The sequence below is a fragment of the Paenibacillus sp. J22R3 genome (assembly GCF_056269305.1).
The window spans coordinates 20,358-34,045 of sequence record NZ_JBWDNS010000002.1 but is presented as its reverse complement, the minus strand read 5'-3'; the positions used below and the strand labels follow the sequence as shown (position 1 = coordinate 34,045).

13 protein-coding genes are annotated in these 13,688 nt (G+C 47.9%); 1 reads left to right on the top strand and 12 read right to left on the bottom strand.

Going from position 1 to position 13,688, the window contains the following annotated elements:
* Nucleotides 1-79: 79 nt before the first annotated feature.
* The 8 genes from AC0YN4_RS08565 to AC0YN4_RS08530 form a co-directional block, all read right to left on the bottom strand.
* Nucleotides 80-253, bottom strand: a complete 174-nt coding sequence (locus AC0YN4_RS08565) for a hypothetical protein (protein WP_475835605.1) — start codon at nucleotides 251-253, stop codon at nucleotides 80-82.
* A gap of 39 nt (nucleotides 254-292) precedes the next feature.
* Nucleotides 293-1,126, bottom strand: a complete 834-nt coding sequence (locus AC0YN4_RS08560; protein WP_475835604.1) for a carbohydrate ABC transporter permease — start codon at nucleotides 1,124-1,126, stop codon at nucleotides 293-295.
* A complete protein-coding gene (locus AC0YN4_RS08555) occupies nucleotides 1,126-2,010 on the bottom strand; it encodes a carbohydrate ABC transporter permease (RefSeq protein ID WP_475835603.1) in 885 nt (294 codons plus the stop codon). The genes AC0YN4_RS08560 and AC0YN4_RS08555 overlap by 1 nt, the downstream gene beginning before the upstream one ends.
* A 72-nt stretch (nucleotides 2,011-2,082) precedes the next feature.
* Nucleotides 2,083-3,456, bottom strand: a complete 1,374-nt coding sequence (locus AC0YN4_RS08550; protein ID WP_475835602.1) for an ABC transporter substrate-binding protein — start codon at nucleotides 3,454-3,456, stop codon at nucleotides 2,083-2,085.
* A 179-nt stretch (nucleotides 3,457-3,635) separates the two neighbouring features.
* Nucleotides 3,636-5,180 (bottom strand): response regulator, encoded by a 1,545-nt coding sequence (locus tag AC0YN4_RS08545; protein WP_475835601.1) that lies wholly within the window; start codon nucleotides 5,178-5,180, stop codon nucleotides 3,636-3,638.
* A complete protein-coding gene (locus AC0YN4_RS08540) occupies nucleotides 5,177-7,102 on the bottom strand; it encodes a cache domain-containing sensor histidine kinase (protein WP_475835600.1) in 1,926 nt (641 codons plus the stop codon). The genes AC0YN4_RS08545 and AC0YN4_RS08540 overlap by 4 nt, the downstream gene beginning before the upstream one ends.
* Nucleotides 7,103-7,443: 341 nt before the next feature.
* Nucleotides 7,444-8,277, bottom strand: a complete 834-nt coding sequence (locus tag AC0YN4_RS08535) for a TrmH family RNA methyltransferase (RefSeq protein ID WP_475835599.1) — start codon at nucleotides 8,275-8,277, stop codon at nucleotides 7,444-7,446.
* Nucleotides 8,264-8,929, bottom strand: a complete 666-nt coding sequence (locus AC0YN4_RS08530) for a potassium channel family protein (RefSeq protein ID WP_475781043.1) — start codon at nucleotides 8,927-8,929, stop codon at nucleotides 8,264-8,266. Before AC0YN4_RS08530 ends, AC0YN4_RS08535 begins: the two co-directional genes overlap by 14 nt.
* 144 nt (nucleotides 8,930-9,073) lie before the next feature.
* On the opposite strand from AC0YN4_RS08530, the gene sspI reads away from it, so the two are divergent.
* A complete protein-coding gene (gene sspI, locus AC0YN4_RS08525) occupies nucleotides 9,074-9,313 on the top strand; it encodes a small acid-soluble spore protein SspI (protein ID WP_475781042.1) in 240 nt (79 codons plus the stop codon).
* Between the two features lie 77 nt (nucleotides 9,314-9,390).
* On the opposite strand, the gene AC0YN4_RS08520 is transcribed toward sspI, so the two are convergent.
* The 4 genes from AC0YN4_RS08520 to AC0YN4_RS08505 form a co-directional block, all read right to left on the bottom strand.
* The gene (locus tag AC0YN4_RS08520; protein WP_475835598.1) at nucleotides 9,391-10,494 is read right to left on the bottom strand and encodes a Gfo/Idh/MocA family protein; all 1,104 of its coding nucleotides are present in this window, start codon (nucleotides 10,492-10,494) and stop codon (nucleotides 9,391-9,393) included.
* 97 nt (nucleotides 10,495-10,591) lie between these two features.
* A complete protein-coding gene (locus AC0YN4_RS08515; protein ID WP_475781040.1) occupies nucleotides 10,592-11,686 on the bottom strand; it encodes a Gfo/Idh/MocA family protein in 1,095 nt (364 codons plus the stop codon).
* Between the two features lie 95 nt (nucleotides 11,687-11,781).
* Nucleotides 11,782-12,417, bottom strand: a complete 636-nt coding sequence (locus tag AC0YN4_RS08510; protein WP_090977741.1) for a ThuA domain-containing protein — start codon at nucleotides 12,415-12,417, stop codon at nucleotides 11,782-11,784.
* A gap of 44 nt (nucleotides 12,418-12,461) precedes the next feature.
* Entirely contained in the window at nucleotides 12,462-13,625 is a 1,164-nt protein-coding gene (locus AC0YN4_RS08505; protein ID WP_475781039.1) for a Gfo/Idh/MocA family protein, read from the bottom strand.
* Nucleotides 13,626-13,688 lie beyond the last annotated feature (63 nt).

Sequence of the window (13,688 nt, the reverse complement as noted above, 5' to 3'; positions counted from 1 at the left end):
AAAAAGGAACAGAGCAACGTCTATTGCGGCTCTGCTCCGCGGTTCTTATTCGAGCTTGCACTAGCATAAGACGATGCGTTCAGCGGCTTGGCTTTCTCATCGCACTTAACGATGATTCTCCAACGACGATGGATTTTCCTCCACCGGCGACGAAATCTTTTATCGCGATGTAAAAAACAATAAGAAGCCTAAACCACTTGGGCTTAAGCTCTCCTTCAGGCGTTAGAACGCCGTCTTTATACCATTTGGCCATCTTCCCCACGAATTCATGCAGCCTATCGGTTTTTAACCACTATCCTTTAACGGCACCGGCCGTCATACCTTCGACAATGAATTTTTGCGCAAGCGCGTACGCAATGATTACAGGTATAGTAGAGATCATTAACACGCTGAACACCTTTTCCCACTCGGTATTATACTTGGAATTATAATAGAATACGGACATCGGAATCGTATATTGGGTTGAACTTTTCAGATAGACAAGCGGGCCGATAAAATCGTTCCAAGTCCCCAAAAAACTCAACATGAAAGACGTTGCAAGAATAGGCTTGAGCTGGGGTAATATGACGGAAAAAAACAACCTCGTAACTGTACCGCCGTCCATGATGACGGATTCATCCAGTTCTCTGGGAACGGTTTTGATAAAACCGACAATCAAGAAAACACCGAGGGGCGCGCCTGCTGCAATGTAAATGAGGTCTATTCCCGCATAAGTTCCATACAGCCCAATGGCTTTCAGCGTATAGATCGTAGGGATAAGAAATCCGGAAGGAATGATCCCGAAAATAAAATAGTTATAAGCGAACTTGGTTATAGACGACTGCCTTCGATCTATGATAAACGCACACATCGAGGCCAGGAACAATAGAATAGTAACACTTGATAACGTAATAAAAGTACTGTTCTTCAAGCCATTTAATATTCCGGCTCCCTTAAATACAGTCGCATAGTTTTCAAAATGAAAGCTAGAAGGCCATGCAAAATTCAGCAATGCAGCTTCTCCAGGCGACTTTAAGGAATTGATCACGCAAAAGTATAAAGGCAGCAAGAAAACGAGGGCTAATAGAATCGTGATGACTTCGCTGAAACCTAAAAGGAATTTTCGATTATTTATTTTGATTTTCATTATAATTGTACCTCGTTTTTTCTTAGCACTTTAATCAAAGGGAATGCAAGAAGGCAAACCATTAGGAATAAAATGAGGCTTATCGCGGTTCCGTAAGCATACAATTGGCTACTTATTTGAGCATATACCAGTGAATTAATGACAGGCGCCTGAGACCCCGATAGCAGGTAAGGAAGATCGAACACCTTCAGTCCGCCGACAAGGGACATAACCATGTTGATCGTGAATGCAGGCGCAATCAGCGGAAAGGTGATATTCCGGAAACTTTGCCAACCATTGGCTCCGTCGACTCGCGCGGCTTCCCTTAGATCATTCGGTATGGACTTCAAGCCCGCAAGATAGATCGTGGCCGTAAAACCCACCGTCGCCCAAATACTAACTCCACTGATTACATAGATGTTGATACTGTGATCAATCAGCCAAGCGTGAATGAGATTGCCCATACCTAAGTAAATCAGAACCTGGTCAAACGGCCCCCCCGGGTAGAAGATCGCCGAAAAAACAAAAGCGATGATGAGTCCGCTAAACATAATAGGCATGAAAAACGCGCTACGGATAAAGCCTTTGAATTTGAATGGCAGATCAAAAACAAGCGCAAGCATCAACCCTAGTACATTGGCGAAAAGCATTCCCGTAATCGCGAATTTAAAGGTATTGGCGAATGCCATGCCTTCGTTGCCGTAGGTTCCCATGAGCTTAATTTGCGCAATTATATTCTCGAACTGGTACAGTCCCACGAAATTAACATCGAATATACTTCGGCTTTGTGCCGTCCAATCCGTAAAAGACATGCACAATCCCATGACTGCCGGAACCAAGGAAAACGTGGAATAAATGATAAGTAACGGCAGCATATAGATATAGGAATAATATCGCTTGTTCAATATGTCGAGACCACCTTTGATAAAGAGGAGGTAAACCGTCCAAGCTGGTTTACCCCTCTTTGAATTATGCGATTACTTAAATCCCTCGATCTTATTGTCTTTTCCTGATTTGATATAATTCGCTTGCGTTTCTTGAAGAATCTTATCGATTGGTTTGGCTCCAAGGATGGCTCCCGCTAAGTCAAAGCCAACGCCAATTCCAGGAGTTAAAGTATTGGAATAGAACGGTACCGTTTTGCCTTCATCGAAGTATTTCACCATATCGGATATTCCCGGATTGAGTTCGGCGGTTATTCCGGCATATGGAGGAATAGATTTCAATCTCGCGTAGTATCCGTTTAGAATTTCATCGGAAGTGAAGAATTTCAAAAAGTCCAGCTCTGCTGCTTCGTGTTTGCCCTTCGCAACGGCCATGCCGATGCTCAAGTCAACTGGAACGACCGGATTCTCGTCCCAAGGAAGCTGGAACATGCCGATAAACTTCGAAGAATCCGGGTACTTAGCCAGAACACTGGTGATTAAGTTGTCAACCTGTACGACCATTGCGGCTTTCCCTTGTCCGAACTCGGAGATTTCCTGAGCGTTGGTAGCGGATGCCGCATCTTTATTGAAGTAACCTTTAGCCATCAGTTCGCCATGTCTCTCTAGCAATCTTTTCGCGCCTTCGGATTTCGTGAAATCGAAAGTACCGGCATTCATCTCCGAAATACTGCCTTTTTTCGTGAATTCATTGGCGAAGCCTATGAAGTTATACAATAATGGTGGCCATCCATCTTTGAGACCCGTGTAGATCGGCGTAATGCCCGCTTGTTTCAATTTTTCGCACACGGCCAGGAATTCATCATAGGTTGTCGGAATCTCGAGTCCGTTCGCCGCGAAAATTTCTTTATTATAGATAACCCCTGCAGCGTTAAATCCACCGACAGGTATTTCATAGAATTTACCGTCCGATTTCAGCCATACCCCGTCTTTACCCGTGATGGCCGGCTGTAATTTCCCCATGAAATCCTCGTTCGATAAATCCACCAGCAATTCGGACGCTCTCAATGTTCTCAGGAACGACGCGGTGCTGTAGGTAAACATGATATCCGGCAATTCGTTTACGGCCGCTTTCGTCGTAATCGCATCATTGTAAGGCTGTCCTCCCGGCGTGACTTGAACGTCCATTTTATTTCCCGATTTCTTCTGATATTCGTCGAATACCCATTTAATCGGATCATCGTACCAGTCCGAACTAAGGATTACGCTTAGTGTAACGCTTTCATTTTTCGGCGCCTCAGCGGACTCCGACGGTTCAGCAGAATTCGTTGGTGCATCGGATGTTTGTTCGGTTGTGGAAGCGTTTGAATGATTTGACGCATTGTTGTTGCCGCAAGCCGTGAATACAATTGCCATGAGTACAGTAAGAATGACCGCGAATGCTCTTTTCTGATTTCTTTGCATCATCTTTAACCCTCCATTGTATGTTTAAAAGGTCGACCCTTTAACTAGAGTATAAGAACAATCGTTTCACAGATAAATGGAGGATATCTACCCGTCGTTTGGATTATTCTGCAAGCGTTTGCAGGATCCAAGCATCAACATAAGAGAAATCCCCGCCGAGTAGGCGAGGAATATAGGTTAGACTATGGCTTGCTTTCGGTTCTGAATTCGGTCGGTGCTTTTCCGGTTATGCTTTTGAAGACACGGCTAAAGTAATATTGATCGCTGAACCCGGTCATTTCGGCTATGTCCCTCAACATCATATCGGGATACTCGATCATGATGTGCTTAGCTTTTTCGATCCTCAATTGGATTAGAAAGTCTATGGGGGATTCCCCTCTATGCTTTTTGAAGATCTTGCTTAGATGGGATTCGGTAGTACCGAATAGCTCCGCGGTTTCCGGCAGGGAGATTTTCTGATCCAGATTATTCGCGAAGAATTCTGCTATTCGATCTGCCATTTGCCGGTAGTCCGTAGGATCAACGATCCCATTGAAACCGAGAAGCAGGTCGATGATCTTGAGATATTCGTCTCTTATGTCGTCCCACCGGTTGTATTCCAGAAAAAGACGGTCAACATCCTCTTCGAAACGCAGCAATTCGTCTTTTAATTGAACTCCGCTATTTTGACCGCAGATTCTAAGCGCATGCTTTAGATTGATCTCCATGATTTTCTTAGGAATAGCCTCTTTCATCCAAGCATCCATGGAGCTGGACAATTCGCTTTTAATCCTTTTACTCTGCCTATTCTTGCAGAATAAGATCAGCTTCTTCTCAAGGTCCGAGTTAAGGGCGACCCACTCCAAGCCGACATTGCCTTGTTGCGATCCGGATAGCAATTGATTATATCCTACGACGGCTCTTCGGTTGATCAACTGCCTTAATCGCTGCACGGTTCCGGATATTTGTTCGCTATTCATTTCACCTTGCTCTATTGCAATCGTTGCATAATCCGAAGTAAGGCTAAGCTTCTCTAAGATTTGTCGTGAGATTTTCTCGAGGCTGCGTTCGCTATGGATCGGCCATTTAATGACTACGATGATCTCATTGGGAAATTTACCTTCCACAATCCAATAATTATGGTCATTTAGGGAGTTGTTGGCGACTAATATGCTTTCCAGATCCAAGTGCCGGAGTATGCTTTGTATCTTATCGCTATACGATCTTGATCCGGGAAACTGGTTCAACGGGTTGTTGATGCACATATAAAGCACGCCGTGCGTCTCTGTGTTTAGATGATCCAGCTCGGAGCTGTCCGCATTGAAGTGAATGGCTTTATTTAGAATATCGGAGACTTGCCGATGTTTTTTATCTCGTATTTTTATTTTGCTTCCGGCAAGCACGCGGGCTAAATCCTCCGAAGATACCGGCTTCAGCATATAATCCTCGACACCTAGTTGAAGAGCTTGTTTGGCGTATTCGAATTCCTCATACCCGCTTAAGATGACGCAAATCAGATTCAGTCCGCTGGCTCTTAATTTCTTGATCAGATTCAGCCCGTCTAAAATCGGCATTCTGATATCGGTAATCAGAAGATCCGGCTGTAAGCGAAGGATATTTTCGTATGCATCCTCTCCGTTGATCGCTTGTCCGACCACTTCGAAATCCCCGTCCAATTCGCCGATCTTTTTAACGGTATTTCTTAATAATGGCGGCTCGTCTTCCGCGATATATACCCGATAGTTCATCCCTCTGACTTCCTCTCCTCGAATGCGCCTCCGAAGGTAACGGACAAGCCGCCATTCTCGTTATTCTCCAGCTTGAAATGGAAAGAATCCTTATACATCAGCTTTAGGCGTTTGAGCGTGTTCATGAGACCAAGACCGGATTCTTTTGTCTCCTCGCTCCTAACGGCGTTCAAATTATCGTAGCCCCCTATTTCCCTGCCGATCTCTTCAAGCTTAGTTTCACTCATGCCTGACCCGTTATCCGCAACCGTTAACTTCCAAGTGCCATATGCCATAATTCCGCGAACCGATATTCGCCACGGAGGCCTGCTTTCCTTGAAGCCATGGTTGATACAATTTTCAATCAAGGGCTGCAGTACGAGCTTAGGTACGGCAATGGCCATCATTTCTAAGGGAATATCGATATCGTAAGCCAGATGATCTTCGTAACGGAACTTCATCAGCTCCAAATAATGATTCATATAATCGGCTTCATGTTCCAGCGTTGTTCTTATATCCGTAAAATGGGTGACGTATTTCAGCATAGAGGATAACTTCCTGCACATATCGGATACATTGTGCATGCCCCCTTCCTCGCTTGTAACCGCAAGAACTGCGAGGGTGTTATAGAGAAAGTGAGGGTTCATTTGCGCCTGCAAGGCCATCCAGTGAGCCTTCGCCTCATTTGAACGCGCCTCTATATTGTCATTCATGGCCGTATTAAGACGCAGCCTCACATCATTGAACGTTGCGTAGATCTCGGATACTTCTTCTATACCAGATTCCAGCTTCGGATTAGCGGATTCTTTCAACAAGTTGGACATGTCCGTTTTTTTGATAAACCGGTGCAGCAGTTTCATGGGATACGTGATGCTTCTTGATGAAAAGTAGGCAAAGATAAAGGTTGCCGCAAGTACGACAATAAGAACGGATAGGAACCACAATCTGAATTTGTTGGTCTGAGCATACAGTAAATTGTCTGGAACCGCGTAGATCGTCGTCCAGCCCGTATACTCCGAATAGCTGTAGAGTAAGGTTTCGTTTTCTTTGGAATTAGGATTCCATGCCTGCTTCTGATCGGATTCCTTATCGGCTGTCGCCTCTCTTAGATAGTTAAAGTCGTCATTAACCGGAGCTTGCCCGCTGACCGGTTGAATGGCCGGATAGATCAATTGATTGTTATTATCGAACACATAGAAAGCATTATGTTTATCCGCCGTAACGAGATTAATAATATTTTCTAGCTTCGAATAGTTCTGTTGCACCTCGATAATGCCGGTTTTCAAGAAGCTTCTCGTATCGCTGAACGATCTGGCTAAGGAAACAACCCACTGGTTATTGCTATTCCAATCGCTATAATGGGGAGGTAAAACTTCTTTGTTGCCCTTCTTTTCATAGACTCTGTCCGTCCATGCCGCATCGGAAATTCTTTGCTGCAACTCCTGTTTATTAAGAGTATTGCTGAAAGGAGCGCCGAAGAAAGTCCCTTTTCGATCGAATAACACGACTTCATTCGTTCTCATCTCCGGGCCGTTCAACGAAGTGATCACGTTCACGATGTTGCGATCCTGCAATAAAGCATACAATTGATATTTATCGTCATTAGGATCTTGAATGGGATTGGAAAAGAAGTAATCGCTCATATAATTCGTCTGGGGAATCTGGAACAAGTCGAAATCCTTTTGTAAATAATAAAACATGTTGCTGTCGTAATAGACACGCGAAAATAAAATGTTTCGGGATAGATAGTCCATATCTCGGATGAACAAGTCCAGTTGATTCGAAGTGGACTTGACCATATTATGGTCTGTCCCTAGTACGTTCTTATGAATAACGGAAGAGGTGTAGAGGAAAAAGGTAACCCCGGAGATCAAAGAAAAGATGATAATCGTCGCGATATGGCTGATAAACAACCTCTTTTGAAGGCTCCGGAACTTAAACATAGGTCTACCTCCGATTACGTCTATATACACTATAAGAATGGTCTAGACATGATGATACAATTGGTAAACGCTTACTTAAGATGTAAAACCTATATAAACACAAAATTCTTATCTTGTAAATTTAAATCCTCCCATCTGCTATACTGTCTCAATTGCTAATTTGCTTCCTAGGGAGTGACCCCCCTAAATAAAACAAAACGAACATGATGCACTTTTATTGTCTTATTGCAAAAAAAAGCCCGGGAATGCTCTCCCAGGCCTTTAAGTGTGTAGTGCTTCAGCTATGAAACGACCTTACGCTAGTGCCAAACTGAATTACAACTCAAAAATGATGTTCCATGTTATTCCGCATACCGCCGCTGCCGCAGCGCCTCATACAGCAGAATCGTACTCGCCATCGCCACATTAAGCGACTCCGAATGACCATGCATCGGAATAATAATGCTAGTATCCACTAACCCCAGTACATCCGCCGACAATCCTTGCGATTCGCTGCCCATCAGCAGCCAGGTTGGCCCGCTCCAGTTATAGCTGTAACAGGTAGCCGAAGCTTGCAGGCTCGTCCCCACAAGGGAGATACCATGCTTCTTAGCTTCCGGAAGCAGTTCACTCAGATCCCCTTCAATGACCGGAAGATGGAATAAGGAGCCCATCGTAGAACGCACCGTCTTCGGATTATACAGATCGACGCAGCCTTGTCCGAGCACAACGGCATGAGCGCCGACCGCGTCCGCGCTGCGGATGATCGTGCCGACATTGCCGGGATCGCGTACGCCGTCCAGCACCACAACCAGCGAATCCTGCTGATACAGCTTGGACAAATCCGCATAGGGCTTTGCAGCCACGCCGAACACCGGCGGCGGAGAGTCCGTTCCGGTACATTTGGCCATCACTGCCGGAGTCGCCTCGATCAGCTCACAGTCCGTTTGGCTCAGCAGCGTACGAAGCTCGCCCGGCACACCGCGTTCCATATCGATTACGATGGTTTCTACATCGGCACCGGCAAGCAGCGCTTCCTGCACCAAATGGACACCTTCGATAATGAATCGGCCCGAACGGTCGCGGTGCTTCTTCTCCAGCAAGGCAGCCATGGCTTTAACTTTCTCATTTTGCACAGAAGTAATGCTCATCATTCGTTTATTGTTCGTTTGCACGCTATTATCAGCCTTCCGCATAATCAAGCTCTAATTCAGATAAAAGTTCATTCTTGCCCACAATAACCAGCACATCGTCCGCTTTAATGACATCCTCCGCTAGTGGAGAAATATTGAGCTCGCTTCCTGTCTTAATCGCGAGTACATTGCATTTGTATTTGGCGCGTATATCCAGCTGCTTCAAGTTTTTGCCGACGGTAAAGGAAGGTGCCTTGATCTCGACAATGCTGTGATCCTTGGACAGTTCGATGTACTCCAAGATGTTGGGGGAAATCAAATGATGAGCAACCCTCATCCCCATATCCCGCTCCGGAAACACGACTTTGTCCGCACCGATCTTAGTCAGCACCTTGCCGTGCAGCTCGCTTTGCGCCTTCACGATCAGCTGTGGTACGCCGAACTCCTTCAAAATAAGCGTCGTTAGTATGCTCGCTTGAATGTCTGCACCAATCGCAACGACGACGACATCGAAGTTGCGCAACCCGAGTGACCGCATCGCATCCTCGTCCGTCGAATCCGCAGTAACTGCGTGCGTTACCCAAGCGGACACGTCCTCGACCTTCTGCTCATTCGAATCGATCGCCAGCACGTCAAAGCCAAGCTTGGACAACGATTGAGCGACACTTGTACCAAACCGTCCCATTCCAATTACCGCGTACTGCTTATTCGGCAAGACTTTCATCTCCCTTGAAGCAATTTGAGCTTATTATAGCACAATTTCCTTATATATCCGAACGCCTCGCTGCATCGTCCGGCATGAAAACAAGGATGCAAGGGGATATTAAACCTCGAATCTGTATGTGATGGAGGGATCAGATTGAACAATCTTGATTTGCGGCAAGCAATCGTTCGTCGGGTAGAAAATTTAACAGGGGAAGAATTGACCGACGTCATTGAAGGCTCCATCGGAAGTGATGAGAAAGCACTCCCCGGACTAGGAGTATTGTTTGAAATGATTTGGAAAAACAGCGGTGAAAGCGATCGTAATCAAATGGTGCAGGTGCTCTACGACGATCTTCATCCTGCGGCGGAAAGTGCATCACCAAGCCCAAGCTGACCACCAAGCGACCCTCCCATAGATAGAAAAATGACATTCAAACCATGACGCGGTTTGAATGTCTTTTTCTGTACAGCTTATACTACTGCTGTATCGCTTTCAAGCACTGGCATAGGCTCCGGACGATCGCAAGTGCTCTCCATCACATAGTGTTTGCCATCACGGGAAGCATCATGGAAGCCATGCATCGCTTCAAGTACATGATAGGCCATTGCCCCATTAGCACGATGCTGGCGACCCTCAGCAATAGCACGCGCCATGTCGGCTACGCCGATGCCGCGGTTATTGTCCGTGTTGCCGTGCGTGAACGGCACTTCTTCCCACTCTTCAGAGCCATAACGGCGCAGCTTGATGGTACCGCCAAACGTGTTCGGATCCGGCACGAGCAGGGAGCCTGCACTGCCATGAATCTCGATGTTCGGCAACGAAGTGCCTGCCTTCGAATCGAAGCTCGTAATCAGCGTTCCGACAGCGCCGCTTTGGAAATCGATAACGCCGGCAATATGCGTAGGCGTCTCTACTTTAATAATCTTTCCGTTCTTCTTCTCGCTCGTAATCGTACGCTCAGGGAATGGAATGATAGCCGAGCCTGTTACGCGGCGGAACGGACCCAGCAGCGCGATATAAGCTGTCAAATAGTACGGCCCCATATCAAACATCGGACCGCCGCCGGCTTCATAGAAGAACTCCGGATCCGGATGCCACCCTTCTGGTCCTTCGCCAAGCATGAATCCGGTTATGGAGATCGGAGTACCGATCGCACCGTCATCAATCAGCTTACGGCAAGTTTGAATGCCACCGCCTAGGAATGTCTCCGGTGCACTGGCGACGCGCAAGCCCTTCTCAGCAGCGAGAGCCAGCACCTTCTTGCCTTCCTCGCGAGTAACCGCAAGCGGCTTCTCCACATACACATGTTTACCTGCTTCAAGAGCCTGCAAGCAAACAGGCGCATGTGCTTTCGGAATCGTCAGGTTAACGACAATCTCGATTTCAGGATCTGCAAGCAGCTGTTCTACGGTATATGCTTTAGCAAGACCGAATTCTTCGGCACGCATCTTCGCTCGCTCCAAATCGATATCTGCCGCAGCAACAAGATCAATCTCCGGGTATTTCTTCAAATTCGTAAAATAGATTTGGCTGATATTGCCGCAGCCCACAATGCCTACTTTCACTGGTCTCATGAACGAATTCTCCTTTTATGTAACGGAAATAGATGTGTGAAAATGATCAGCCCGCCCAAACGAGCGGGCAGGCTGCATGTCTCATTCCATATTATCGTTATTGGGGCTGGGCATCAAGTGCAGGCATAGGCTCAGGACGCGTGCAAGTGCTCTCCATCACATAATGCTTTCCGTCGCGCGAAGCATCGTGAATGCCGTGCATCGCTTCCAGCACATGGTAAGCCATCGTGCCGTTAGCACGGTGCTCTCCGCCTTCGCGAATCGCGCGAGCCATATCGGCGACGCCAATACCACGATTACTGTCGGTGTGGCCATGAGTCAGCTCGATCTCTTCCCAGTCTCCGCCCGCACGGCGCAGCTTCACTGTGCCGCCGAAGCCGTTCGGATCCGGAACAATCAGCGACCCTTTGCTGCCGTGAATCTCGATGTTCGGCAGCGATGTGCCTCCCGGTACATCGAAGCTTGTCAGCAACGTACCGATTGCGCCGCTCTCGAAGTCGAGAACGCCTGTAATATTCGTCGGCGTTTCTACTTGGATAAGCTTGCCGCGTTTCTTCTCGCTTGTGATCGTCCGCTCCGCATGCGTAATCCGTGCCGAACCGGTAACGCGGCGAATTGGACCAAGCAAAGTAACGAAAGCCGTTAAGTAGTACGGTCCCATATCGAACATTGGGCCGCCGCCGATTTCATAGTAGAACTCCGGATCCGGATGCCAGCTCTCGTGACCGCCGCAGAGCATGAAGCCCGTCGCGGATACCGGCATGCCGATTGCGCCTTCGTCAATCAGCTTACGGCAGGTTTGGATGCCTCCGCCTAGGAATGTCTCAGGTGCGCTTGCGACGCGCAGACCTTTCTTCTCCGCCAGCTCCAGCACTTGCTTGCCTTCTTCGCGAGTAACGACAATCGGCTTCTCTACATAAACATGTTTGCCCGCTTCAAGCGCTTGCAAGCATACAGAGGCATGTGCCTTCGGAATCGTTAAGTTGACGACAATTTCGATTTCCGGATCAGCGAGCAGCTGCTCTACCGTATAAGCTTTGCTCAAGTTGAATTCTACGGCACGCGCTTTCGCACGCTCAATATCGATATCCGCCGCTGCGACAAGATCCACCTGAGGGTACCTCTTCAAATTTGTAAAATAAACATGGCTGATATTGCCGCAGCCAATAATACCGACTTTTACTGGTTTCATGAAACGCCATTCCTCCTATAAGTAGAAATCAGAATGATTCTAAGATAAGTGCTCGGCTATCAACTGCTAATGCTATTGCTATTGCTATCGCTCTCTTAAGCTTCTTGGCTACGTGCCGCCCACAGGAATCCGCGGCGCATCAATTCAAGTGTTTGCGGCATAGCCACGATGTTCGCTTGATGCCCCAATGAATTGTAGTACACGCGCCCTTCGCCCCATGTTTTCGTCCAAACGATCGGCATCTTCACATCGCCGAACGATGTCGTCGCATGTACTTCATTGGCCGGGTCCACATGCATATAGTACTTCTCTGTGCACACTTCGAAATCGCCGATGCCGCTTGTAAGCGGATTGTCTTCGGAAACCATGTTGACGTCGTAGATGACGCCATCATTGCCCGGGTGAGCGACCCATTGACCGCCAACCATGAACTGATAATCGACATCGTTACGGAAGGAATCGCCCATGCCGCCGTGACAGCCCGCGATGCCGCATCCCGCACGTACCGTATCGAGTAAGGGACGAAGCTGCTCCTGCGTAATGGAACCCATTGTCCATACAGGAACGATGAGGTCCAGCTGTGCCATCAGTTCCTCGTCCTTGTAAGCGTCCAGCGTGTCCGACACCGTTACTTCAAAGCCTTCCTTATTCAACAAGTCAGCGAAAATACCCGCTACTTCCTCCGGCTGATGACCATCCCAGCCGCCCCAAACGATCAGTGCTTTTCTCATGCTTCCCATCCTCTGCTTCAATAGTTAATCTGCTATCGTTCTCTTTATCTTAATTCCGAAATCGCTACCCAGCGGCGTTCGGCAATCGACTTATCGACAGCTTCCAGAACAGCCTGGCATTCTACGCCGTCCACGAAGTTCGGAACAGGCTGACGATCTTCAGCCAATGCCAGCATAAACTCGTGCATCTCATGCGTGAACGTGTGCTCGTAGCCGATCGTATGTCCAGCCGGCCACCAAGCCTCGCTGTAAGCATGCGGTGCATCCGTTGCTATGACGCGGCGGAAGCCTTGAACGTCCGCTGCATCGTCAGTGAAGTACACTTCCAGTTCATTCACGCGCTCAAAATCAAACTTAATGCTGCCCTTGCTGCCGTTGATTTCGAACGAATTCGTACAACGATGACCCGGCGCGAAGCGCGTTGCTTCGATGCTGCCAAGTGCGCCATTGGCGAAACGCGCAAGGAACAAGGTCGCGTCATCTACGGTTACCTGGCCGCGCGGCGCGTCTTTATCGCCTTTCGCACTCAGACCGGTCATCGCCGTCGGAAGTGGACGCTCCTTCACGAACGTCTCGCTCATCCCGATTACTTCTTGGAATTCGCCGACGAGGAAACGCGCCATATCGATGACATGCGCACCAAGATCACCATGCGAGCCGGAACCGGCAATTTCCTTCTGCAGACGCCATACGAGCGGGAATTGCGGATCTACGATCCAGTCCTGCAGGAAGAATCCGCGGAAATGATAGATTTCACCGATACGGCCATCGGAAACCAGCTTCTTCGCCAGCTGCACAGCCGGAGCAAACCGGTAGTTAAAGCCCACCATATGCTTCACGCCGGCTTTCTCCGCTGCATTCAACATTTCAATCGAATCAGCCAGATTAAGCGCCAGCGGCTTCTCGCAGAAAATATGCTTGCCCGCTTCAGCAGCAGCAATGGCAATCTCCTTGTGTGCATCACTCGGTGCATTGATATCGATCAGATCGATATCATCGCGCGTAACAAGCTTACGCCAGTCCGTCTCAGCGCTTTCCCAGCCAAACTGCTCACGAGCTTGCTCAAGGCCGACTGCATCCCGTCCGCAAATAACAGCCATCTGCGGGCGAGTTACTTTCGGGAAGAACATCGGAAGTGCTCTATAGGCGTTGCTGTGGGCTTTTCCCATAAATTTGTAACCAATCATTCCTACTCGAATAGTGCTCATCGTTTTGTTCCGCCTCTCATAAAATTAGGTTAACCCTACTGTGAAACTTCCTCAGTTATCAAG

Bases quoted from the DNA above. Each gene is read 5' to 3' on its own strand.
- AC0YN4_RS08565 (WP_475835605.1), bottom strand. From the start codon at position 253: ATGGCCAAATGGTATAAAGACGGCGTTCTAACGCCTGAAGGAGAGCTT.
- AC0YN4_RS08560 (WP_475835604.1), bottom strand. From the start codon at position 1,126: ATGAAAATCAAAATAAATAATCGAAAATTCCTTTTAGGTTTCAGCGAA.
- AC0YN4_RS08550 (WP_475835602.1), bottom strand. From the start codon at position 3,456: ATGATGCAAAGAAATCAGAAAAGAGCATTCGCGGTCATTCTTACTGTA.
- AC0YN4_RS08545 (WP_475835601.1), bottom strand. From the start codon at position 5,180: ATGAACTATCGGGTATATATCGCGGAAGACGAGCCGCCATTATTAAGA.
- AC0YN4_RS08540 (WP_475835600.1), bottom strand. From the start codon at position 7,102: ATGTTTAAGTTCCGGAGCCTTCAAAAGAGGTTGTTTATCAGCCATATC.
- AC0YN4_RS08535 (WP_475835599.1), bottom strand. From the start codon at position 8,277: ATGCGGAAGGCTGATAATAGCGTGCAAACGAACAATAAACGAATGATG.
- AC0YN4_RS08520 (WP_475835598.1), bottom strand. From the start codon at position 10,494: ATGAGACCAGTGAAAGTAGGCATTGTGGGCTGCGGCAATATCAGCCAA.
- AC0YN4_RS08515 (WP_475781040.1), bottom strand. From the start codon at position 11,686: ATGAAACCAGTAAAAGTCGGTATTATTGGCTGCGGCAATATCAGCCAT.
- AC0YN4_RS08510 (WP_090977741.1), bottom strand. From the start codon at position 12,417: ATGAGAAAAGCACTGATCGTTTGGGGCGGCTGGGATGGTCATCAGCCG.
- AC0YN4_RS08505 (WP_475781039.1), bottom strand. From the start codon at position 13,625: ATGAGCACTATTCGAGTAGGAATGATTGGTTACAAATTTATGGGAAAA.